Source organism: Segatella salivae F0493 (genome assembly GCF_000477535.1).
GTDB lineage: Bacteria > Bacteroidota > Bacteroidia > Bacteroidales > Bacteroidaceae > Prevotella > Prevotella salivae.
In genome coordinates this window covers 306,672-329,610 of sequence record NZ_AWGW01000006.1, presented here as the reverse complement: position 1 = coordinate 329,610, position 22,939 = coordinate 306,672, and the positions used below count along the sequence as shown (strand labels likewise).

Sequence of the window (22,939 nt, the reverse complement as noted above, 5' to 3'; positions counted from 1 at the left end):
TTTATATCCAACAACAATAAACATACAGGCGAACAGCATGCATAAATGTATCATTACATCTTACAAAAGAACTCGTGGAATAATCTCATCCCTGCGTCGGCATTATCCGTTTCAGGTTCCATGGGTTTGTTCTCAGCATCCGCAAACGCGGTAGCACCCCGTATGTCACGTCTTCATTTGACTATAGAAGACGTGTGCAAAGATACATTTTTGAATTTAAATACACAAATTTTATGTCACAATTTGTTTATAATCGTGCAAAAAATAATATTACTTCTCAAAGCATAGGCTATCAATTCAGCCTTAAAAATAATTGAAATATAGCTTAGATTTCAGTGCGATATTGACGTGGAGAGACTCCCGTGTGACGCTTAAAGAACTTACAAAAGCTACTCAATGAAGGGAAATTGAACTCATTGGCAAGTTGAGTTAGTGTCTTATTTGAATAGCGTAACTCCACTTGTATAGCCGAAACAGCAGCCCGATCAATCCAAGTCTTCGCCGTTTCTCCCGTTTCTCGCTTAACAACCATACTGAGATGATGACTTGACATGCAAAGCGTTGACGCATAATAGGTCAGTTCATGCTCCGTATTTGCTTTCTGATTAACTAACTGAATGAATGCTTCCGACTGCTGTTTCCCTAAGGACCAGTTCTTCTGTGGAGCCACAAAGTCTTGGTCATAAAGCATTTGTGCGAAGTTAAGTGCAGCCACAAAGAGAGTATTTAAGGCTTTATTCTTGTCGCCATACGATAGCTTTGACAAGCTCATTAGCGTGTTAAGATAGTCTTGAAAGACTTTACGCTCGTTGTCAGAAAGGTGTAGTTTGAAGCAAAGACCAGGGTTTCTAAAGAGTGGAGGCATATCCAAGCCGAAGAGTTGACGTAGATATTCCTCGGTCAAAGCAAAGCCTCCAAAGCGTGTATCGGGTGTAAATGAATCATCTTCTACAACACTTCCCCAGTTGATAAATATCAAATCACCCACCTCACAAGGGTAAGATCGCGAGTTAACTACAGGGCAACAAGCTCCTTGTTTGACTATAGCCATGCGCATACAATCCATTCTTACGGGCGCATTTTCAGCGATAATAGCTTGAAAGAAAGGGCTACTGTTCGTGAAAGCTGTGTAATCTGAGGTAACAACATAATCCCCTTGAGCGGGATGTTTCGTTGCTTGTAGTTGGTCAGTAAGTTCCTTCAGTGAGGCAATCGAAGGCATCTTGTTCGGGTTGTCTTTCATAATTGGTGGTCGAAATAATTGTTGTAAAGGTACGAAAAAAATCAATACATAAGATTATTTTACTTGATTTTAACATAAAAAAGACTCTACTAATATTCTATTTTATCCCAAATTGGGAGGTAAAATACCCCAACTCGGCTCTATTTTCATGCATTTATACGAAAAAGGAAACATTACATACGATTTTGACAACGGCAGTTTAAGGAATTGTTAGTACTTTTACACCTGCAAAATCAACTTTAGAGGATGCACGACTAATTAAATTTTTATACTCATATAAGTCCAAATGATAATTAAGTATCACTTAAGGTGAAATTATAGTGGTAGCTATAAATGGGAAAAGATCCATCGAGATGATGGGTCTTTTTTTTGTTTTCATAAGCCCGAATGAAACTAAAACCAAGCTTGTATGTATCTAAACCTAAGTTTGTAGATAGCTAAAACTAAGCCTGAATGAAGCTAAACCCAAGTTCGTATGTATCTAAAACTAGGCTCGAATGAAGCACATCTAAAGCTCGAACAAATCAAATCACGACACAAACTGACTTTACACCTTATATATATAGAAGCCTTGCAACAAACCAAAAAGGTCATTGCAAGGCTCCTTTTGCTTTATTTCCACTTATCTCAACAAAGCGATTATGCTATCGTTACAAACGAAACGCTACACGACAAACCTGCTGAGACAAGGAAATCTCTTTTATTTTGTGCAGTTACAAGGCGTCCATGGTTTCAATTCCTTAAAGAAATCATGTCCTTTATCGTCTACAAGTATGAAGGCAGGGAAGTCTTCTACGCGAATCTTCCATACCGCTTCCATTCCCAATTCCGGATATTCCACACACTCAATGCTCTTGATGCAGCTCTGAGAAAGCACCGCAGCAACGCCTCCAATGGTACCCAAATAGAAGCCACCATGCTTTTTACATGCATCAGTTACAACCTGAGTGCGGTTTCCTTTGGCTATCATCACGAGTGAACCACCATGCTCTTGGAACTCATCTACATAGGGATCCATGCGGTTTGCAGTAGTAGGGCCCATAGAACCACAGGCATATCCTTCTGGAGTTTTAGCCGGACCAGCATACAAAACAGGGTAATCCTTAATGTATTGAGGTAGATCTTCGCCCGCATCTAAACGCGCTTTGAGTTTTGCATGGGCTATATCTCTTGCAACAATAATAGTTCCTTTGAGGTTAACTCGAGTGCTTACAGGATACTTTGTGAGTTCCGCACGCACGGCATCCATGCCTTTATCCAAGTCAATCTCAATGCCCTTAGCTCCTTCTCCAGGCTTTCTATACTCCTCAGGGATAAGTTCTGACGGATTCATATCCATCTTTTCAAGCCATATTCCATCTGCATTGATCTTCGCTTTGATGTTTCTGTCGGCCGAACAACTAACTCCCATGCCGATAGGACAACTTGCTCCATGACGTGGAAGACGTATAACACGGATGTCATGTGCAAAGGCTTTGCCACCAAACTGAGCGCCAAGACCAATCTTATGAGCCTCTTCAAGAAGCTTGTTCTCAAGATCTATGTCTCTGAAAGCACGTCCTGTTTCGTCTCCTGTGGTAGGAAGATTGTCGTAATATTTAATAGATCCGAGCTTAACTGTAAGCAGATTCTTCTCTGCAGAAGTACCACCCACAACGAAACAAATATGATATGGTGGGCAAGCTGCAGTGCCAAGACTCTTCATTTTCTCTACCAAGAACGGCAAAAGTGTACCTTCATTCTGGATAGTTGCTTTCGTCATAGGATAGAAGTAGGTTTTATTTGCAGAGCCACCACCCTTTGCTACCATCACAAAACGATACTCGTCACCTTCTGTTGCCTCTATATCTATCTGCGCCGGAAGGTTACATTTCGTGTTAACTTCGTCATACATGTTCAAAGGTGCATTCTGAGAGTAACGCAGATTGTCTTCAGTGAACGTGTTATACACACCTTTTGACAAGGCCTCTTCATCCTCAAAGCCAGTCCAAATCTGCTGACCTTTCTCGCCATGGATAATCGCTGTACCCGTGTCTTGACAGAAAGGAAGAATACCTTTGACTGCAGTCTCAGCATTACGAAGGAATTGTAACGCTACATACTTATCGTTTTCAGAAGCTTCCGGGTCACGAAGTATGGCGGCAACTTGCTCATTGTGCGCCCTACGTAGACTGAATTCTACATCGTGAAACGCTTGTTGTGCAAGATAAGTTAAGGCTTCCTTTGACACCTTCACAATCTGTTTGCCTTCAAATTCGCTTGTCGTCACACCTTCTTTCGTCAGAAAACGATACTCAGTATCATCCTTTCCAACTTGAAACATCGGTGCATACTTGAATTCAACTCTGTTTGCCATAATGTTTTTTGTTTATATATTGTTTCGAATTTCCAATTGAATAACCTCTGCAAAGGTATAAAAAAACTATGTAACGCATGGCGAATTTCACCTTTTTCACACTCTAAACCGGTCTTATTTTAATGCATTGTTTCTACCACTTCAATGCCTTTTAGACACGAAATGACTATAGCTATCATTCAAATACCACTATAACAACGAAACAAAGTGACGCAGATTAGGCAGTGATTTGAGGCATTTCACCGCACAAAATGCCTCAAAACACCTGCTCATTTGCGTCATTTTATCACACCAACGCAGGGCCTTTGCATAACTAACTCATTGACAACGCACTAAAAAAGAAAGTGTATGACATCACAACTTGATTTGATGTTGCTAATATCGAATATTTTATGTAACTTTGTTTCCATTGACATCAGCTAATAAAATAATTATGGATACATTGCAAAACAGAAAAACTATCAGGAAATATTCAGCCAAAGAGGTTAGTGATTCACTGCTGAACCGATTATTGAAAACGGCTGAACGCACGCCTACTATGGGCAATTTGCAACTTTATAGTGTTGTGGTGACGCGCCAACAAGAGGGTAAAGAGCGTTTGGCTCCAGCCCATTTCCATCAGAAAATGGTTACTGAGGCACCAGTAGTACTAACGATTTGCGCCGATTTCAGACGTACTTCACTCTGGGCTGAGCATCGAAAAGCAACACCGGGCTATGCAAATTATCTCTCGTTTATGAACGCTGCAACGGATGCTTTGCTTTATACGCAGACCTTATGTAACCTTGCTGAAGCCGAAGATTTAGGCACTTGTTTTCTTGGAACGACACTTTACACGCCACAAATGATTATCGATGCGCTCCAGCTTCCACGCTTGGTATTCCCTGTTGCAACTATAACCATGGGATGGCCTGACGAAAATCCGGAGTTAACAGACCGTCTTCCACTGCATGGAATCGTGCATCAAGAGTGCTATACAGACTATAATGCTGACGCGATTGATGATATTTATCACGACAAAGAGGCGCTATCCGAGAACCAAAATTTCGTGAAAATAAACCATAAAGAGACGTTGGCGCAGGTGTATACTGATATCCGTTACACGAAAAAAGATAACGAATCGATGAGTAAAAGATTCTTAGAAGCGTTGCGGAGGCAGGGGTTTTTGGAAGTTGACGAGTAGACAAGTTGACGGGTTGACAAGTTATTTGCAAAGCAATACACAACTCGTTTACTCGTCAATTATTATTAGAGACGACAGCAACACAAGGGGGTGATAGAGTTAACAAGTAGACAAGTTGACGGGTTGACAAGTTGTTTGCAAGGCGAAACACAACTCGTTTACTCGTCAATTATTATTAGAGACGACTGCAACACAAGGATTTTGGGGAGTTAACGAGTAGACAAGTTAACGGGTTGACAAGTTATTTGCAGACTTATAAAATAAGAGTTTTGCAGCATTTCCTATCAAAAGTAAACGGGTAAACAAGTTGTTTGCTAACCAACAGCCAACTTGTTTACCCGTCAATCGTTATTAAGGACGGTCGTAAACGCATGTATTTTTATAGGTAGACGAGTTGACAAGTTATTGTTAAAGGTTCAAATAACATGTCTACCCGTTTACAGTCAACTTGTCAACTCCTCCACTTGTCAACCTCTCCCCCTACTCCAAAACGATTGGTTTGTATTTAGGTACGAGCAGTTTCATAATACTCCAGCCGATGAGATAAGCCACAGCACAGATACAAAAGACTATCATGTAGCCGGCAGGCTTGCCTTCAAAGCCCATGAAAGAGAACGAAGCACCTTGCGCTTCCGCATAGGTGAAGAGCATACCCGAGCCTTTATTAATCATAAACGAACTCACTCCACCTGCCATTGCGCCTATACCGGTGATGGTAGCTATCGTTGATTTAGGGAACATATCGCCTATAGTTGAATAGAGATTTGCCGACCATGCCTGATGTCCTGCACCCAAAAGACCAATAATTATGGCTGGCCACCACGGACTATATGCACCAAGTGGCTGGGCGAAAAGTCCCAAAACAGGGAAACAAGCGAAGATAAGCATCGCACGCATGCGGCCGATATAGGGATTCATTCCTTTCTTATCGACGAAATAAGTGGGCAGATATCCACCGCCAATACTAAGAATTGTGCAGATAGCATAAAGCGTAAAGACTAACGATATGCCCATGGTGGAATCGCTCTTGTAGCCATATTGGTCAGAGAAATAGGCCGGAGCCCAGAACAAGAAGAACCACCACACGCCATCAGTCATGAACTTTCCAACAATGAATGACCATGTTTGCTTGTATGAAAAGCATTTCATGAAGCTGATAGTATGCTCATTTTCATCTTTCTTTTCAATCTGTTCCATCGATGAAAAGTTACTATCTTGCTCAATATAACATAGCTCTGACTTGTTAACATGCTTGCTTTTAGCCGGTTTTTCATAAAGCCATAGCCAGAAACCCATCCAGATATAGCCCAAGATGCCTATGATAATAAAGGCCATTTCCCAACCCCATGCACGAGCAAGTAATGGAATTGTGGCTGGCGCGGCTAAGGCTCCGACCGATGCTCCGCTATTAAATATCGAAGTAGAAAAGGCTCTATCCTTCTTAGGAAAGTACTCGGCAGTGACTTTTATGGCTGCCGGGAAGTTGCCAGCTTCACCAACTGCCAAGATCAAACGACACGAAAGGAACAGCCAAACGCTTATCGTGGCGATGGCAACTGCAGCAGAACTCCCCGCTTGTACTAAGCGAAGAGCTTCTATACTGTCATATCCTTCTATCCGCATTGCTACCCATCCGCAACCCGCATGCATCACAGCACCAGTAGACCAGACAAGAATTGCAATGAGATATCCCTTCTTTGTGCCCATCCAATCAATGAACTTACCCGCAAAAAGATTAGCAATGGCGTAGAAAATAGAAAACAATCCCGTTATTGTTCCATAGTCATCATCCGTCCAATGGAATTCAGGCGCAATAAAATCTTTCCAAGTTAACGACAAAACTTGACGGTCCATATAGTTGATTGTGGTTGCAATAAAGAGCAAAGCACATATCACCCATCGGAAGTTTGACATCTTTGCAGATTGTATTTTGTTCATTCTTATTTTCTTTAAAGAATTATTTTATTGAAGGAATCTTAACGACTTGCATGTCCGTATAAATCAAATTCTCTCCTGCCATGCCCCAAATGAACGTGTAATTACTTGTTCCCGCCGCACAATGTATACTCCATTGCGGTGAGATTACAGCCTGTTCATTGCTCAACCAGATTGGTCTTGTCTCTTGAGGCTCACCCATTACGTGGAGAATCTTTTGACTTTCCGGCAAGTTATAATAGAAATAAGCTTCCATTCTGCGCATATGTGTGTGGGCAGGCATGGTATTCCACACCGAGCCTACATTGAGTTCAGTGATTCCCATCTGTAATTGACACGTGTGAACTCCAGCAACTCCGTCGATAATCATTTGGTGAATAACACGGTCATTGCTTTCTTTCAGCGAACCAGCCTTTATGTTTTTGGCCTCCTTTAGCGTCACTTTCTTTGTTGGATAGGATTGATGTGCGCAAGCACTATTCATATAAAACTTTGCAGGATGACTTGGATCGTCACTCGAAAGCACTATATCTTTATTGTTTTTCTCGTCAGCTCGCCCCACATAAAGCGCCTCTTGGAATCCCAATTCATAGCTTTTTCCATCCACAGTAACCGTGCCTTTACCTCCTACATTGATGATACCCAGCTCGCGATTATCAAGTAATCGTTGTTTGTCTTGAGGCTTATCAGTATGCAAAGGCTCAATAGATGTAAGACGAATTGGAGCAGTTGTAGGTTCAGCTCCACCGATTAAAAAGCGATCATACATGCTATACACCCAGTTAACTTCACCAGGTGAGAACACCTTTTCTATCGCAAACTCCTTTCGAAGACGTTCCGTGTCATAATGCTTTGCGTCTTCTGGGTGGTTAGCCCACCTCACTTCATAATTCACTTGTGCCATACTTACGGTTGCACTAAGGCCTAAAACCAAGGTTAATAATGTCTTTTTCATATTTAATCTGCATTTTTTTCACTCGCAATAATCCTGCGTCGATTGAATAACATCAGTGCTATTGTCACACAAATTAACAATACCATGCCAACGTATTTCAATGAAGCAGTCGCTTTATAGATAGCCCATCCAAAGAAACTTGAGGCAAAATCAAGTGCACCTCCCAAGAAACCATCAGGTATTTTGGCTGCTTTGTCGCCCGTTTCTGCATAGACTGAGGCTGCAGCTTGCGTGAAAGCAGGAGCCATATCCGTAACAAAATAGAGGCCGAAAACAAGCACTACAAGTCCGATAATGAATGTTCTCACAACGTTTCCCTTTGTAAATGGCAACACCATTGGAAACAAATAGAACATCCCTGCCAATGAAGCTAACGGCAGAAATTGGTTTCCTGGCAAGAAAACGGCTAAGGCTAAGATCGTTGGAATGAGGAAAAGTGACACCACAAGTGTTGTGGGATGTCCAATCACTAAAGCCGGACTCATACCTATATAGATTCGTTTTCCTTTGAATTTCTTAGCTACAAGCGACTTCGTTCGTTCCGAAATAGGCATCAATCCATCGATAAACAACTTCGTGATTCGAGGGATTAGTTCCATCACAGCGCCCATAATCACACCCAAAGCCAACACATTTTTCACAATGCTTACCGTGGCATCTGTTGCCGTTGTACCTGGAGCAGTCTTACGAAGTTCGTCTAAATAGCCCGCAAAGTTTGTGATATGGCCAGCTTCTCCGAATAGCGCTATCAGACCACCAACGATTACTCCCAGCACAAGAGGGTCGCCAAGTTCGCCAAACTTGCGTTTAAGTCCCTCGGCATCTATATCTAATTTATTAAAGCCTGGAATCTTTTTTAGAAGTTTATTGATAAGAAGTGCAAAGGGAACAAAGCTCTGACAGAACGGCTGAGGAATGGAAATACCTTCCAAATCATAATATTTTTGGAAACGTTCTGCCGTTAAGTCTGCAAAGACCAGCGTTATAATATAGCATACTATGGCTGCAAAATATCCCCAAAGTAGGCTTTCTCCCATCACAAAATAAGCCACTGCACCTATGAAAGCAAAGTGCCAATAGTTCCAAAGGTCAATGTTCACAGTGCGTGTTGTCTTTGTAATGAGCATTAAAAAGTTAACTCCTAAACACACAGGGATAATCAAAGCACCCACCGCAGTGTTATAAGCCACGGCAGCAGCTGCAGGCCATCCCATGTCAAAGACATTGAGTTGGAGATGATAAAAGTCTGAGATTGAACTCAAAGGCGTGTTGAAATTCGTCGTGAGTAAGGCTGTCACAACGCCCAACCCCACAAAGCCCACGCCAACATAAAGGCCCGATTTCAACGCTTTTCCAAAGCCCATGCCTATGCATATGCCTATGATTGTAAAGAGAATCGGCATCATCACACTCGCTCCGAAGCTGATGATGTAGCTAAAAATTTGTTCCATGTATTGGTTTTTCGATTTTAAGTTGTAGATTGTTTTCTTGATTTCAGCGTTCTCCACGCATTAAATGCAAAGTTAAACAAAGTTTTCTTATTACGCGTTCTTTTAAATGTTAGTTTTCTTTAAACAGCAAATTATGATTAGAAAAGCATGCAAAATCAAGCCTCTCTGAATCTAAACTCATCATAGAACAAGGGGTATACCCCATAAAACAACGGCAAATAAAACTCTTTACAAATTCACTTTACAGAATCGTTCAGTTTTCATCAACCACCCACTCGCCTGTAAATACACGAGTTTTAGGCCTCTTTCATAAAACTTTATATATCAGATGGTTACACCATGCACCTCATTTTATTCGCTAAAAAACTGAGAAAAACAGAAGGTTTTAAGCCATAAAATCTTATGAAGTGAACCATTTCATGGCATCATTTGAGTCTTAACAACTCATGAAATGCCTGAAACCACCATGCAATTTGACGCATTTAACAATAGCTTATGACTAAAAACATGATTCCGTTAGACGTCAAACAGCATAAAACAAGGCTTTATCCGCTTTCTTCTTCGCTATTTCACACTTTCCAAACACCTTGTTTTTTGGTTAAGTTTCCTTACAAAATAACGCCTATTCTATTATTCCCCACTCCATTTTTTGCCTTGAATGACATTTAAATCCCATGTCATTCCGCCACCAATGTCCCTTTCCTCTATACGCAATATCCGCAAAGAGGAAAGGAAAACAAAAGCAAATCAGCCTATAAAAATGTGCCTAATCTTGGAAATAAACACGCTTAACACGATTGCTTATGCCTGTAAGCACCTCGTAAGGAATCGTTCCAATGATGTCACTTAATACCGTAACAGGCAGATGATCGCCAAAGATTTCGACGCTATCTCCCTCTTTGCAGTCAATGCCTGTAACGTCTATCATAGCTACATCCATACAGATATTGCCAACATATTCGGCTTTTTGTCCGTTGACAAGGCAGTAACCATGTCGATTACTGAGGTGTCTGTCGAGCCCATCTGCATAACCTATAGGGATAGCTCCTATCACACTGTCTCGCTCAAGGATTGTCTTTCGGCTATAACCAATGCTCTCTCCGGCCGCAAGATGATGCAATTGAAGGATTGTAGTCTTTAATGTGCTGATGTTGTTTATAGTCTTATTGTTGCGCGGATTAATGCCATAGAGTCCCAATCCAAGTCTACACATATCCATTTGTCGGTCGGGGAAGTGCTCAATTCCAGCGCTGTTGTCCATATGAAAGAGTATTTTGTGGTCGAAAGCACTTTGTAGTTTGGACGCTCCGAAAGTGAAAAGTTCAAATTGTTGGGCGCTAAAAGCGTCAAAATCATCGCAGTCTGAGCCTACGAAATGGCTGAAAACAGAACGTGGAATAATGGCATTTTGGTGCTTCAAGCGACGTATAAGTTCATCCATATCCTTATGAGGATCAAAGCCAAGTCGATGCATTCCAGTGTCCAATTTGATATGAACGGGGAAACCAGTAATGCCTTCTTTCTCTGCTTCTTTAACCAAAGCATCAAGTAAACGGAATGAATATACCTCGGGTTCTAAGTCATAATCGAACATCGTCTTAAAGGCTGTCATCTCCGGATTCATAATCATGATATTACTGGTGATGCCATTTTTGCGTAGCGTTACCCCCTCGTCAGCCACTGCAACGGCAAGATAATCAACGCGATGGTCCTGTAAAGTCTTCGCTATCTCTACGCTTCCAGCCCCATAAGCGTCGGCCTTAATCATGCAAACCAACTTGGTTTGTGGCTTCATAAATGAGCGATAGTGATTTAAATTCTTTACAACAGCGTTGAGATTCACCTCTAAAGTGGTCTCATGTACTTTCTGAACAAGGAGTTCTGTGAGTTGATCGAAGCCGAAACGACGTGCTCCTTTAATCAAGATTACCTCGTCATGGAGTTGTTTAAACACGTCACTTTCGATGAGGTTTTCAACGTTTTCAAAGAAGAATTTGTCTTTAATCGCGATAAGACCCGCATGAGATTGCAGCTCTTTTCCTACACCAATGAACTTCTCAATGCCACGTTGTTGACAGAGCTTTCCTACCTCTTTATAAAGTTCTTCGGTAGTCATTCCACTCTGATAGATATCACTTAATATCAAAGTATGACGTCGTCCTTGATGATCTGGACGTCGATTCATGAAGTCAAGTGCTATATCTAAGGAGTTAATATCCGAGTTATAACTATCATTTATGAGTGTACATCCATGCTGACCTTGCTTTACTTCGAGGCGCATGGCTATGGGTTCAAGTTGTAACATGCGTTCATCAAGCGCATCTTTACTAACTCCTAATGTCAACGCAACAGCCGCACAAGCAAATGAATTGGTGATAGATGCATCGTCGATAAAAGGTAATGAATACCAACTTTCTATACCTTTATATATATAGGTGATGGTGGTTGCCGTAGCTTTCTTTTCAATTGACTTGACAAAGAAAGGCGCATTGTGGTCTGAACACGACCAATACAGACGCTCACCCCTAAAGTCTTCCAACGCGTTTACACTGTCACTGATGAGTGAATCGTCTCCATTATAGACGACAATCTTAGCATCATGGAACAAAACTAACTTCTCTTTACACTTCGCTTCCCTACTAACGAAGTTCTCTTGATGGGCATCTCCAAGGTTTGTTAGTACGGCAATGGTCGGCTGAATAATATCTCTTAGGGCCAACATCTCGCCAGGTTGGCTTATTCCTGCTTCGAAAACACCGACTTGACTATGCTCATTTAGCAACCAAACACTTAGTGGAACGCCCACTTGTGAATTGTAACTACGTGGTGAACGAGTAACAAACAAGTCGTCACTTAATAGCTGATTAAGCCACTCTTTGACCATAGTCTTGCCATTACTTCCCGTGATTCCAACGATCGGAATGTTGAATTCGTCACGATGACGCTCGGCTAATCGCTGCAAGGATTCAAGCGAATCAACGACCTTTAAGAAGTTAGCTTGGGGATAATCTGAGGCATAATTGGCCGGCACTTCAGTCACAACGAAGTTCCGAACGCCTCGATGATAGAGCTCAAGTATATAGCGATGGCCATCGTTTCGGCCTGATTTAAGTGCAAAAAACAATGTTTCTTCGGGGAAACAAAGCGATCGACTGTCGGTCAAAATAAATCCAATCTTGGCGTCAGTTGAACCAAAACGACGCGCTCCTATTAGCGTTGTAACCTTTTCAATCGTGTATATCATCGTGTAAAATAAGTTATATTTGACTACAAATTTACTGCAATCCACTGACATATCAAAATAAAAGGCAACGAAATAAAGAGCTTTTCGCAAATTCTTTCAATTGAAAAAATAAGCTGTCCTGCATTGAAAAGCTTACTCAATTCTATCTTTTTATGAAATAATAAAATTGAAATTATTGATTCAATGATAAGGAAAAATCTCATCAAACAACCCGAAAGAGCCGAGAAAATGATTCGTTCAACAAACTGTAAACAATCTAAAGACAGAATAAAACCAATCAAAAGACGGAATTAAGGCAATCGAAAGACGGAATAAAAGCACAGCGGTTAAGATACAAAAACAGCGCTGAATCACTTCAACGCTGCCTTTATTATTAGTTAATCACTATATTTTTCTAATAAAATGAGCGACGCTTTCGCTCGTGTTATCCATCAATTAATCTTATACCTAATAACTAATCCTATGAAAAATCAAACTAATCTTTAAACCTAAACAACTAAACCTAAATCTATATGTAAACCTAAACAATCTATTACCTAATGTCTTTTAGACGATGCAAAATTAGTAATTGTGTACGAACACGCCAAATAAATTCATGTTATTTTGCACACTTTTCATGATATTTTGATTTACATCAAAGAATGAGTAGAAACACCTTACGATTCTTTACAACTTTTCACACGGCATGGTTTGCTACAACTCATTTTCCATTATGCAGGAACTCATTTCTTCGAAACCGCCAAACAAATTCTGCCTTAAGGTCATTCTATGAAACACATACAATCTCTTAACAAACCACTTTGTACGTATAAAGTTGGTCACAAACAAGAATTTTGGGGTTAAAACCGCATTAAAGATGATTAGATTCGATGCAAAATCGCACGAAAACACCTTTTATTTACTTTCTAAAGACAAAGAAACAGAAAAAACTTTGCGGTCTCAAAAGGTCGTAATTGACACCATATTTCTCTACCTTATATATATAGAAACCCCGCAAAACTCGTGGATTTGCGAGGAATTTCGTTATATATAGTATACTTTTTTATAATCTTTTTAACTTAAATCTTTTGGAAATCATCTTGAAACTTATTTACCTTTGCACCACAATTAGAGTTATAAATAATTTTAAAGAGAAGAGTTATGAAGAAGTTTTTAATGACTTTAGTAGCAGCTTTCGGGCTTGCAGTTAGTGCAAACGCACAGACCTATGTAGGTGGTGGTTTTAGTATCTTCGGTCAGGATAATGGTAACACCACTGTAACTACTTACAAATTTATTCCTGAAATTGGTTACAACTTCAACAAAGATTGGGCAGCTGGTGTTGCTTTCGGTTGGGAAGGTGCCAATAAAGGCAATGAAAAGAGCATTGAAGTAAACCCATATGCTCGTTACACTTTCCTTCATACGAAGTTCGTTAACGTATTCGTTGATGGTGGTTTAGGCTACAAACACACCTACGATGCAGGCAATGATAACGACCTTTGGACTGTAGGTGTTCGCCCAGGTGTTTCAGTTAACCTCACAAAGAAGCTTTCATTTGTTTCTCATGTAGGTTTCCTCGGCTGGCAACAAGCTAAGAACAACAACTTAAACGCAAAGGTTAGTAAGTATGGACTTGACCTTGATGGCAACAACATCTCATTCAGTCTTTACTACAACTTCTAAGTAGAAGTTTCTTAAAAACTAAAGTATAAGGCAGCCGACTCCCTCAAGGAGCCGGCTGTTTTCTTTTCAACTAAAACACAATAGCCCCTCATTCTCATTATCATCTGACGAAAACATATCGCCCTTTTCACCTTAATTATCTGCTACTTTGCATACAACCCACAAATCTATCAAAGTATTTGATTAATCTTTACAAAAGCCTTTAGAAAACTCTTCCTATTCTAAAATAAAATCCTTTCGGTCGAAAATACGCAAGTTTTTAGCCTTCTTGTAAACCACTATGTATCAAACGATTAACAAAACAGCGTCATTTTTTCATCCAAATATCATCATCGTATGACCCCATCTGCCACATTTCGCAACACAATATGACGCAAACAACAATCAGATATGACTGAAAACGTGCCGTCGTTTGCTGCAATCCGTTGGCCAATATGTCCCACTTCATACGCAAAAGCGAAGTTTTTTCCTTCACCAAACCTATCAACAGAGACAATAAACCCCGACTTTTCAGCCATTATTTTCCTATTTGCAAGCTCCCGAAGTATCGTTTTTTAGACCATATATCTTTACAATCCATAAACAACATTCCTACATTTCAGCCCATAAAACAAAAGTCCGCACAAACCTATACGATAGACTTGTGCGGACTTTTTGATTGAGGTCAGCCTTCAACTTGCCTTAAAAAGCGAGTCAATTAACCGAATTATCGGCTTCCATTTCCTTGGAAAACGAAGCCAACGCTCTTCTTCAGATAGGTTGACGACATTGCATCTACCTGCAAAGAAGCTGCTATAATCTGCATCTGTGATAGGCGAGCTCTGTTCAAAACGCCAAAAGAATAGCTGTTACGAATAAAGAAAGCTATGCTAATCTTATGGTCTTGACCACCATAATTGAGAGTGAAAACAGGCGAAACAGGGCTGATTAAGAAGCCTACCGGATTGAGATGATAATAATAGGTGAAGCATTTGATGTCCTGATCTGGTGCATTACGCAGTGCAGCTTTCAATGCATTGTCGTTCACATATTCGGCAAATAACCGCATAGGAAAGGCCTTAATAATCAACGTTGAGTCTGTATTAATTTCCCAACGAATGGCAGAAGAGTCTTTAACAATATTGCCATTAGTAGCATCCAAGCGGCTAAAGAAGAGCTTACCAGCATAGTTTCCTCTCGCCTGTTGATAGGCTTGTTGTTGCTGTTCTGGGGTAAGTGTGTGATTATCATCCCCACCTGGATTACAAGCTGCAAAGGAAAGACCTAACATTACAAGGCATCCCACCAGCCAAAAAGATAATTTGTTTGTTTGCTTTTTCATCATTTTATTGTTATATTTGATTCATCTACTCCTAAAATACCTATGAAAACAGAACCTTGCCTCACGTTATGTTAAATGATTGTTAAATTCTAATTACATAGACAAGATTATCTTATTTTTGCATTTACTAAGTGAAAGGACTAAAGAAAATGAAGTCAAACAAAGCTTAGAATGACGCTATAAGACTAAAGAAAAAGAGCTGCGCGTGGCATGAAACTATTCAGTAGAGATAATGAACAGACTATTGTTCGCAAGTTAAACAGGGGAGATGCCACTGCTATAGACTTGTTGTATGCTGAATATGCGCCTCTACTGACGGCCGTATGTGCACGATATGTCGCCCAGAATGAAGACATAAAAGATATACTTCAGGAGGCTTTCATTAAGATGTTTGATAAAGGTCGCACGTTCAACTATCGTGGAAAGGGGTCATTAAAAGCCTGGGCTACGCGCATCGTTATCAATGAATCGCTGCTCTTTTTGCGTCAACAAGCAAAACAAGAGCAATGTTTTCTGGATAAAGAACCACCCGATGTAGTAGACGAAGAGCCCGAAATTGGCTCACTTAGTGCCGAAGAAATTACGGCAATGATACGTCAGTTGCCTTCAGGATATCGCACAGTTTTCAATCTGTTTGTTATCGAAGGATTAAGTCATCAGCAAATCGCTGCACAGTTAAACATAAAGGCTGACACTTCAGCTTCACAGCTTTATAAAGCTAAACTCATGTTGGCCCGTATGATAAAATCATATCAGAAACAAGACAGAATGACAGAATGAACAAGTGGATTAACGACATAAGACACCGTTTCGAGGGGCATACGCAAGAGCCACCAAAGGGATTACTCGACGACATTAAAGTCGAAATGGTTCGTCGTGGCCTTGTATCTGCGTCACCATCTGTTTCGTCTCATGTTGGAAAGTCGCCTAAATGGTGGGCTGCAGCAGCTTCTGTTGCCGTGATCATCGCTGGAGTTGGCGTGTGGTGGCTACGTAGTTCTGTACCTGAAACGAATGCGCTTGTCTCACAACAACAGCCAAAGGAGAGCGCAAAACAAGGGCAACGCGACACGGATAGCCCCACTTTGCATGGGAATGTGCGTCAAACAGCAACGTCTTGGTGGGCAAAGAAAAAGGACAAACATGTTGTATCAACGCTTGGGGTGACTGAAACAACAGTAGCTTCAACCTCAGAAAATGATATGGTTGAAAGCCAAGCAGTCGTTAACAGCACAGACAGCACGAGGCAAAAGCCAATGAAGCGGCCCGTAACAAAGGATGAAACATACAGCAATCCTACAGAAATCTTATCACAAAGGCTTGTTTCTTCTACGCCTCAACGCCTTACATTTGGTGTATATATGAGTGGAAGAGGCATGTCAACCCAGGCAATTGGCAACACATTTAACCATGGAATCATGGCTGATGTCATGGCAAATCCCAATAAGAATGGCCATTATTTGAGTAGTGCTCCAGGGCTTTCTACGAAGCAATATCACCATCATTTACCGATTAAAATAGGTGTATCGGTGGGCAGAAAACTAAGTAATGATTGGACAATTCACACGGGATTGACCTATAGTTTCCTGTCTGCAAGTATCACAAATCAAGGCAAAGAGCAAGGTGAAGAGGGGCAACAACGCTTGCATTATATTGGTGTTCCCCTATCGGTTAGTTATCGGTTGTGGCAATATAAGCGGCTAAAAGCCTATGCAACAGCAGGAGGTGAGGTTGAGAAACTTGTCAAAGGCCAACTCCGTTTGCCTCAACCTGAAATGAAGAGCGACTTCAGTCCTAAGACCATTGACCTCAAAGAATCGCCTCTCCAATGGGCTGTTAATGCATCCTTAGGCTTAGAATATCAAATAAATAATAACACAGGATTCTATGTAGAGCCTGGAATGAGCCACTATTTTAATAATGGAAGTGACATAGAAAACAGCTATAAACATCGTCCAACAAGCTTCCAAATACAGTTAGGAATTAGAATCCACACTTCAAAATAAATCAAAGAATGACGAAACTAATTATGCTTTTGTGTACAGTTTGCCTGTTATGGGGTTGTACTTGCAGTCAAAAGACGATTCAATATAACGTGGCAAAGAACTACTTTTTCAGTAATAATACGTCGCTTCCAGCGTCATTAAAGGTGACTAACGAGCATGAGTTTAATCACTATTTTGGCATGGCTGCCGTCATGGGTAAAGGCGGAGAACCGACTAAAATAGATTTTAAGAAGCAGTTTGTCATTGCTAAAGTGCTGCCAGAAACAAGCATATCGACAGATATTCAGCCTTTATCTCTGGTGCAAAAAGGCAATACACTCGTGCTAAACTATAAGGTTATACGTGGTAAAAAGCAATCTTACTACACGCAACCTTTCTTTATTCTCGTAGTCAATCGTAAATACATAGACAAAGAAGTGATTGAGAACAATGCCTCAAAAGAATGAAATAACATCATTAACACAAAGCAAATGCACATTCCTTTGAAAGAGAATGTGCGTTTTTTTGATTCATTATGTAAAATAAATAATAGGTTTTGACGCTATTATTTGAAATAAAACACGCTTTGATTCAATTCAAAAGTTTCAGCCACAAAGGTGAGAAATCAATACCTTTACACCAATAATAATCAATATAATGCCTCCTAACAGCTCAGGTTTCAAGCGTCTTTCCAAAGGTTTTCCAAAGCGAACACCGAGCCACATGCCTATAATTGCAGACACAAAGGCAACGATTCCTATCACAAAAAGTGGGTAATCAAGAGATGAAACCTGCTTAAATCCCATGCAAGCAAACGATATTCCAATGGCTAAAGCGTCTATACTTGTGGCCACACCCAATAGGAATTGCGTCTTGAAGCGACGTGGATTCATCAAATGATCTTCAACAGGAAGGAACGCATCTCGAATCATTCGACTTCCTAAAAAGGCTAAAAGTCCGAAAGCAATCCAATGATCTACCTCTTCAAGATAATGGGAAAAGTTACTTATTCCAAGCCATCCGAGCAGCGGCATCAAGGCTTGGAACACGCCAAAGAGTAAGGCCATACGCAGTGTTATGCCCCACTCCATGCGCTTAACTATTATGCCACAGGCGATCGAAACAGTGAAACAATCGGTGGCTAATGCCACTGCAAGGAACCAAATATCAAGCTGATTCATTAATGATTACACAGAAAAACTCCCCCATGTAGAAACAAAGGGGAGTCTCGTTTGATTCTAATAATTATTTAACCTGGATGACTAAGTATTTACTTGTGCTCCAGAATATTTGCGGATTTGTTATTGTTAACACGTACTCTTTATTGGCATCACGTGCCAAAGTGTAACTGCTTGCAGGATGAAGTGTCAGCAATCGTGCAGACTTTGAATAGAGTTTGATGACCTTATCCACGCGAATATCAATCTTGGTAAAGTAGTTTTTGTTGAAGTTTCCTTGTAAAACCTTACCGTCAGCGATAATGCGTTGTTCTTTAAGTTCACTCTTTGTACCAAACACATACCATGCCGTGTTGAGCTGTTTATCTTGTGCTGAGATTGTTTCCGACTTCTGTGCACTCTCTGTTGTGAGGTTACTTACGTTGGTATTCAAATGATTTATCGTCTCATCGAGCTCTCCAATATGAATATCTTTGGCATCAAGTTCAGCACGAAGTTGCTGTAATTGCTGATCCTTTTCATCCAATTGCTTAACCAAGTTGTCTATAGTTGACTTGAGTTGGCTACCTTTTAACGAGCTGTTTGCAAGCTGTTCACGCAGTTTAGCAATGAGATCTCGGTTCTTCTGCATACGCTCTGTAATGAACTTTATGTTATCTCTTAGCACCTGTTTCTTATCAGAACCCTCGCCGTCTTTAGCGATAGTAACTCGGTTTTCGGCCTCGTTAATCTGACGAAATCCCTCTTGAACCTCGTTCATTAGGCCCATCATCTCGTTAATTTCGTTATCTTTCTGAGAGAGAATCTGCTGTATTGAGTCATTCTGTTCAGTGTTAACAGCCCCCTCTTTCGTCTTGTTCTGGTTACAACCAGTAACAGCCAGCATCATCATACCAACTGAAATAAAAAACATTTTCTTCATAATCATTCACTCCTCTAATTTTAGTTTCTTTTCTTTTTCTTTCTTTATATTTGCTCCCGCGACTACGATTACAAACTCGCCCCGTGGGTCTTTCTCTGTGAAATGTTCGATGGCATCGCGTAATGTGCCACGAACATGCTCCTCATACACCTTAGATATCTCACGCGCAACACTCACTTGGCGCTCGTCTCCAAACACTTCAGCAAACTGTTGCAGTGTTTTCAGCAATCGATAAGGCGACTCATAGAACACCATTGTACGTGTTTCGTTCTGCAAAGCAAGCAGGTGTGTCTGGCGACCTTTCTTTTGTGGCAAGAAACCTTCAAAGCAAAAACGATCACACGGCAGTCCCGATGAGACCAAAGCTGGTACAAATGCCGTTGCGCCGGGTAAGGTTTGAACCATTATTCCGGCTTTAGCGGCCTCGCGAGCAAGGTAAAAACCTGGGTCACTTATACCCGGAGTACCCGCATCACTGACTAATGCTATCGTCTGACCAGCCTTAAGTCGTTCAACAATTCCAGCCGAAGTACCATGTTCATTAAACTTATGGTGGGCCATCAAATGATTCTTGATGTCGAAGTGTTTGAATAGAATGCCCGACGTACGAGTATCTTCTGCCAACACCAAATCGGCCTCTTTCAGCACCCGAATGGCTCTCAATGTCATGTCTTCCATATTGCCTACGGGTGTCGGTACTATGTATAATGTTCCCATAATCACTCACAAATATAAACAATTATCTATTATTTACAAAAAAACATGATATTTCTTTGCAATTTTTAAAACCTCATTCATGAAGTGAAAACAATTGTTTCTTTTATCAAACAAAATGTTTTAATTTGCATTTTTAGGCCTACAAATACCATAAAATTGAAGAAACTAAGCCATAAAGTTTCCCTCGTCATCACACGAAAACAGGATGATTACACACAAATCCCTATATAACTCTGTTTTAGTTTGCCAAGAATAAAAGTGCAAATCCAAATGAATAAAGTTATAAAACACCACGATAAAGAAAATATGTTAATACAAATCTCTTTTCCTTACAATAGACTTCAAAATACGAGCGAATTTGAAACACCTTACAACTTCAGGCGAAATAAGCCGCCTTTTAGCGTCCTTCACAATCCACTCACTATCAAATAGTTAGCTGTAAAGATTCAAAACACTCCGAGAAATCACATGAATTTCTCAACAATCTCTATCAGATTACGAGCCAAACGCTATGATTTTACGCGATTGTTTGACGCAAAACACCATGCAAAATGCCTCATATGGCAACGTAAAAGCTATGGTTCTGTGAAACATATAGCACTGAACAACGACAAAAAATGAGATTTACCACTTCCTTATTTCTATTTGATAGCTTCGCGAAGTGTTAAATTTTGCACTATAAAATTTACAAAACAAGTATTGAATTTGACTCATCTTATGCAATAATACAATAGTTATCGTAGATAAATATGCACCAAAACAAGTAAAGAATTGCTTTAAATTATAATATCATTCATAAATAAGAGGTGAATGAAATGAGAACTTTTGAAACCGAAAGTCATAATTGCTTGGACCTAAATGGTAGCAATAAAGCTATTTATTTAATACAAAACAGCTCATAACAAATAAGGCTTAAGGTCAGAAGAAAACAGGAAACACAAACTAATTTCATGAAAACAACATAGCCAGCCGATGGAATTTGACTTTTAGAACCATTCAATATGGCTCATAAAATGATTATACTTTTTCTGCAATTCCGCGATGACAATATCCTATTTTTTTCTTAACTTTGTAGCCATCATGGTGGAAAATCTAATTATAGAGGCACATCGCCCGGGCAGAATTGAGGTGATTTGCGGTTCAATGTTCTCGGGAAAGACCGAAGAACTGATTCGAAGAATGAAGCGGGCAAAGTTTGCTAAGCAAAGAGTTGAAATCTTTAAGCCGGCTATTGACACGCGTTATTCTGAAGAAGACGTGGTGAGTCATGACCAGAACTCCATTCATTCTACTCCTATAAGCTCATCGGCTGCAATATTGTTGCTGGCATCTGACATTGACGTTGTAGGCATTGATGAAGCTCAATTCCTTGATGATAACCTCGTAGAAGTGTGTAACGAGTTGGCCAATCGTGGCATCCGAGTCATCATTGCAGGTTTAGACATGGACTATAAAGGTGTGCCTTTTGGTCCAATTCCAGCCCTTTGTGCCATCGCCGACGAAGTAACGAAGGTGCATGCAATATGTGTTCGTTGCGGCGCGCTTGCCTATGTAAGTCATCGATTGGTACAAAATGAACACCGTGTGATGCTTGGCGAGGAGACAGAATATGAACCATTGTGTCGCGACTGCTATCAAAAAGCTTTAAAAGAAGAAAGGAAGTAAGAATAATGAGAAAGGAAATTACGTTCGATCGCTTTATCCGTTGGACAGGAACAGGCCTGCTTGTCATCGGTGTTTTGCTTTTGGTTAACTATCTAAGCGGTGCACTTCTACCCTTTTTTATTGCATGGTTGATAGCCTATCTGCTTTATCCCATCGTGCAATTCATTGAAAAGAGGCTCCACATTCATGTGCGGGCAATCAGCATTGTGTTGACTTTTCTGTTGCTGATTGGCGTCATCGGTGGCGTTTGTTACCTCATCTTTCCTCCTATGATAGCGCAGTTTGACCGACTGCAAGACGTACTTATGCGTTGGGTTCACCACACAACACACACCAATGACATAACAAATTACATCTCGGAATGGGTGCAAGCGAATCAAAATCAGATAGAACGTTTCTTCAAAAGTAAGGACTTTGGCGATACCATTAAAACCGCAATGCCCCAGGTTTTCTCGTTTGTTAGTCAGACAGCAAGCATCATTTGGAGTATCGTTGCATCTGCAATCACCTTATTATATACGTTCTTTATCCTCATGGACTATGAGTATCTGACAGCCAATTGGATTCGAATCTTCCCCAAAAAGAACCGTCCTTTCTGGCAGGAACTAATGCAAGATGTGAAACACGAGCTTAATAACTATGTGCGAGGACAAGGACTTGTGGCACTATGTCTCGGCATAATGTTCTGCATTGGCTTTACGATCATAGGCTTCCCCATGGCAATCGGTCTTGGAATCCTTATCGGAATACTCGACCTTGTGCCCTATCTTCACACGTTTGCACTAATCCCTACTGCCTTCTTGGCTATGCTAAAAGCGGCTGATACGGGTCAAAACTTCTGGGTAATCTTTGGCTTAGCACTGCTTGTTTTCGCTGTAGTTCAAGTGATAACTGACTTTATTGTGACACCTAAAATCATGGGAAAAGCAATGGGATTAAACCCAGCTATCTTGCTGTTATCACTCTCTGTGTGGGGCGCTTTACTGGGATTTATTGGACTGATTGTGGCACTTCCGCTGACAACGCTCATCATTGCATACTGGCAACGCTATGTAACCAAGGAGGAACAAGGCCAAGATAAGCCCAACGTTGGTATTGAAATAAAGGAATAAATAATGG

18 protein-coding genes and 1 riboswitch are annotated in these 22,939 nt (G+C 40.6%); of the genes, 7 read left to right on the top strand and 11 right to left on the bottom strand.

The features are described from left to right. Nucleotides 1–71 precede the first annotated feature (71 nt). A riboswitch (TPP riboswitch) is annotated at nt 72–171 on the bottom strand. Nucleotides 172–325: 154 nt separating this feature from the next. Then, nucleotides 326–1,243 carry a helix-turn-helix domain-containing protein gene (locus HMPREF9145_RS02265; RefSeq protein ID WP_036906236.1) on the bottom strand — a complete coding sequence of 306 codons (918 nt, stop codon included), beginning with the start codon at nt 1,241–1,243 and terminating at the stop codon, nt 326–328. A gap of 700 nt (nt 1,244–1,943) precedes the next feature. Beyond that, the gene (locus HMPREF9145_RS02260; protein ID WP_021824626.1) at nt 1,944–3,599 is read right to left on the bottom strand and encodes a fumarate hydratase; all 1,656 of its coding nucleotides are present in this window, start codon (nt 3,597–3,599) and stop codon (nt 1,944–1,946) included. Between the two features lie 433 nt (nt 3,600–4,032). Between HMPREF9145_RS02260 and HMPREF9145_RS02255 the strand changes: the two genes are divergently transcribed. Continuing rightward, entirely contained in the window at nt 4,033–4,782 is a 750-nt protein-coding gene (locus tag HMPREF9145_RS02255; protein WP_021824779.1) for a nitroreductase family protein, read from the top strand. 480 nt (nt 4,783–5,262) lie between these two features. Here the strand turns inward: HMPREF9145_RS02255 and HMPREF9145_RS02250 are convergent, their stop codons facing one another. The 4 genes from HMPREF9145_RS02250 to HMPREF9145_RS02235 all read right to left on the bottom strand — a co-directional run bounded on the left by HMPREF9145_RS02250 (nt 5,263) and on the right by HMPREF9145_RS02235 (nt 12,367). After that, nucleotides 5,263–6,720, bottom strand: a complete 1,458-nt coding sequence (locus HMPREF9145_RS02250) for an MFS transporter (protein ID WP_021824667.1) — start codon at nt 6,718–6,720, stop codon at nt 5,263–5,265. Between the two features lie 19 nt (nt 6,721–6,739). Next, complete coding sequence (kduI, locus tag HMPREF9145_RS02245) at nt 6,740–7,672, bottom strand: 5-dehydro-4-deoxy-D-glucuronate isomerase (protein ID WP_021824589.1); 933 nt, start codon at nt 7,670–7,672, stop codon at nt 6,740–6,742. Between the two features lie 2 nt (nt 7,673–7,674). Further along, a complete protein-coding gene (locus HMPREF9145_RS02240) occupies nt 7,675–9,123 on the bottom strand; it encodes a PTS galactitol transporter subunit IIC (RefSeq protein WP_021824518.1) in 1,449 nt (482 codons plus the stop codon). 766 nt (nt 9,124–9,889) lie between these two features. After that, entirely contained in the window at nt 9,890–12,367 is a 2,478-nt protein-coding gene (locus HMPREF9145_RS02235; protein ID WP_021824590.1) for a bifunctional UDP-N-acetylmuramoyl-tripeptide:D-alanyl-D-alanine ligase/alanine racemase, read from the bottom strand. A gap of 1,140 nt (nt 12,368–13,507) precedes the next feature. Here HMPREF9145_RS02235 and HMPREF9145_RS02225 point away from each other — a divergent pair. After that, nucleotides 13,508–14,032 carry an outer membrane beta-barrel protein gene (locus HMPREF9145_RS02225; RefSeq protein WP_021824529.1) on the top strand — a complete coding sequence of 175 codons (525 nt, stop codon included), beginning with the start codon at nt 13,508–13,510 and terminating at the stop codon, nt 14,030–14,032. 329 nt (nt 14,033–14,361) lie between these two features. On the opposite strand, the gene HMPREF9145_RS02220 is transcribed toward HMPREF9145_RS02225, so the two are convergent. Both HMPREF9145_RS02220 and HMPREF9145_RS02215 read right to left on the bottom strand, forming a co-directional pair. Continuing rightward, complete coding sequence (locus tag HMPREF9145_RS02220) at nt 14,362–14,550, bottom strand: hypothetical protein (RefSeq protein WP_021824764.1); 189 nt, start codon at nt 14,548–14,550, stop codon at nt 14,362–14,364. 188 nt (nt 14,551–14,738) lie between these two features. Beyond that, a complete protein-coding gene (locus HMPREF9145_RS02215) occupies nt 14,739–15,356 on the bottom strand; it encodes a DUF4840 domain-containing protein (RefSeq protein ID WP_021824697.1) in 618 nt (205 codons plus the stop codon). 207 nt (nt 15,357–15,563) lie between these two features. Here HMPREF9145_RS02215 and HMPREF9145_RS02210 point away from each other — a divergent pair, with 207 nt between their 5' ends. The 3 genes from HMPREF9145_RS02210 to HMPREF9145_RS02200 are packed head-to-tail and all read left to right on the top strand — an operon-like array spanning nt 15,564 to nt 17,805. Beyond that, nucleotides 15,564–16,133, top strand: coding sequence for an RNA polymerase sigma factor (locus HMPREF9145_RS02210; protein ID WP_021824623.1), 570 nt, complete (start codon nt 15,564–15,566; stop codon nt 16,131–16,133). Continuing rightward, the gene (locus tag HMPREF9145_RS02205) at nt 16,130–17,359 is read left to right on the top strand and encodes an outer membrane beta-barrel protein (protein ID WP_021824499.1); all 1,230 of its coding nucleotides are present in this window, start codon (nt 16,130–16,132) and stop codon (nt 17,357–17,359) included. Before HMPREF9145_RS02210 ends, HMPREF9145_RS02205 begins: the two co-directional genes overlap by 4 nt. 8 nt (nt 17,360–17,367) lie before the next feature. Further along, on the top strand, nt 17,368–17,805 hold the full coding sequence (locus HMPREF9145_RS02200) for a hypothetical protein (protein WP_021824643.1): 438 nt from the start codon (nt 17,368–17,370) through the stop codon (nt 17,803–17,805). A 138-nt stretch (nt 17,806–17,943) separates the two neighbouring features. Here HMPREF9145_RS02200 and HMPREF9145_RS02195 read toward each other — a convergent pair whose 3' ends face one another. From HMPREF9145_RS02195 to rsmI, 3 genes are all read right to left on the bottom strand, one after another. After that, the gene (locus tag HMPREF9145_RS02195) at nt 17,944–18,519 is read right to left on the bottom strand and encodes a manganese efflux pump MntP (RefSeq protein ID WP_021824713.1); all 576 of its coding nucleotides are present in this window, start codon (nt 18,517–18,519) and stop codon (nt 17,944–17,946) included. A 64-nt stretch (nt 18,520–18,583) separates the two neighbouring features. Next, nucleotides 18,584–19,438, bottom strand: coding sequence for a Cbp1 family collagen-binding glycoprotein adhesin (locus HMPREF9145_RS02190; RefSeq protein ID WP_036906297.1), 855 nt, complete (start codon nt 19,436–19,438; stop codon nt 18,584–18,586). Nucleotides 19,439–19,444: 6 nt separating this feature from the next. Then, on the bottom strand, nt 19,445–20,155 hold the full coding sequence (rsmI, locus tag HMPREF9145_RS02185) for a 16S rRNA (cytidine(1402)-2'-O)-methyltransferase (protein ID WP_036906232.1): 711 nt from the start codon (nt 20,153–20,155) through the stop codon (nt 19,445–19,447). 1,080 nt (nt 20,156–21,235) lie between these two features. Between rsmI and HMPREF9145_RS02180 the strand changes: the two genes are divergently transcribed. Continuing rightward, a complete protein-coding gene (locus HMPREF9145_RS02180) occupies nt 21,236–21,820 on the top strand; it encodes a thymidine kinase (RefSeq protein ID WP_021824668.1) in 585 nt (194 codons plus the stop codon). 5 nt (nt 21,821–21,825) lie between these two features. Continuing rightward, on the top strand, nt 21,826–22,932 hold the full coding sequence (locus HMPREF9145_RS02175; protein ID WP_021824566.1) for an AI-2E family transporter: 1,107 nt from the start codon (nt 21,826–21,828) through the stop codon (nt 22,930–22,932). The last annotated feature ends 7 nt before the right edge of the window (nt 22,933–22,939 follow it).

What these genes read in the sequence shown, in the direction of transcription:
- HMPREF9145_RS02265 (WP_036906236.1), bottom strand. Translation starts at nt 1,243, where the DNA reads ATGAAAGACAACCCGAACAAGATGCCTTCGATTGCCTCACTGAAGGAA.
- HMPREF9145_RS02260 (WP_021824626.1), bottom strand. Translation starts at nt 3,599, where the DNA reads ATGGCAAACAGAGTTGAATTCAAGTATGCACCGATGTTTCAAGTTGGA.
- HMPREF9145_RS02255 (WP_021824779.1), top strand. Translation starts at nt 4,033, where the DNA reads ATGGATACATTGCAAAACAGAAAAACTATCAGGAAATATTCAGCCAAA.
- HMPREF9145_RS02250 (WP_021824667.1), bottom strand. Translation starts at nt 6,720, where the DNA reads ATGAACAAAATACAATCTGCAAAGATGTCAAACTTCCGATGGGTGATA.
- kduI (WP_021824589.1), bottom strand. Translation starts at nt 7,672, where the DNA reads ATGAAAAAGACATTATTAACCTTGGTTTTAGGCCTTAGTGCAACCGTA.
- HMPREF9145_RS02240 (WP_021824518.1), bottom strand. Translation starts at nt 9,123, where the DNA reads ATGGAACAAATTTTTAGCTACATCATCAGCTTCGGAGCGAGTGTGATG.
- HMPREF9145_RS02235 (WP_021824590.1), bottom strand. Translation starts at nt 12,367, where the DNA reads ATGATATACACGATTGAAAAGGTTACAACGCTAATAGGAGCGCGTCGT.
- HMPREF9145_RS02225 (WP_021824529.1), top strand. Translation starts at nt 13,508, where the DNA reads ATGAAGAAGTTTTTAATGACTTTAGTAGCAGCTTTCGGGCTTGCAGTT.
- HMPREF9145_RS02220 (WP_021824764.1), bottom strand. Translation starts at nt 14,550, where the DNA reads ATGGCTGAAAAGTCGGGGTTTATTGTCTCTGTTGATAGGTTTGGTGAA.
- HMPREF9145_RS02215 (WP_021824697.1), bottom strand. Translation starts at nt 15,356, where the DNA reads ATGATGAAAAAGCAAACAAACAAATTATCTTTTTGGCTGGTGGGATGC.
- HMPREF9145_RS02210 (WP_021824623.1), top strand. Translation starts at nt 15,564, where the DNA reads ATGAAACTATTCAGTAGAGATAATGAACAGACTATTGTTCGCAAGTTA.
- HMPREF9145_RS02205 (WP_021824499.1), top strand. Translation starts at nt 16,130, where the DNA reads ATGAACAAGTGGATTAACGACATAAGACACCGTTTCGAGGGGCATACG.
- HMPREF9145_RS02200 (WP_021824643.1), top strand. Translation starts at nt 17,368, where the DNA reads ATGACGAAACTAATTATGCTTTTGTGTACAGTTTGCCTGTTATGGGGT.
- HMPREF9145_RS02195 (WP_021824713.1), bottom strand. Translation starts at nt 18,519, where the DNA reads ATGAATCAGCTTGATATTTGGTTCCTTGCAGTGGCATTAGCCACCGAT.
- HMPREF9145_RS02190 (WP_036906297.1), bottom strand. Translation starts at nt 19,438, where the DNA reads ATGAAGAAAATGTTTTTTATTTCAGTTGGTATGATGATGCTGGCTGTT.
- rsmI (WP_036906232.1), bottom strand. Translation starts at nt 20,155, where the DNA reads ATGGGAACATTATACATAGTACCGACACCCGTAGGCAATATGGAAGAC.
- HMPREF9145_RS02180 (WP_021824668.1), top strand. Translation starts at nt 21,236, where the DNA reads ATGGTGGAAAATCTAATTATAGAGGCACATCGCCCGGGCAGAATTGAG.
- HMPREF9145_RS02175 (WP_021824566.1), top strand. Translation starts at nt 21,826, where the DNA reads ATGAGAAAGGAAATTACGTTCGATCGCTTTATCCGTTGGACAGGAACA.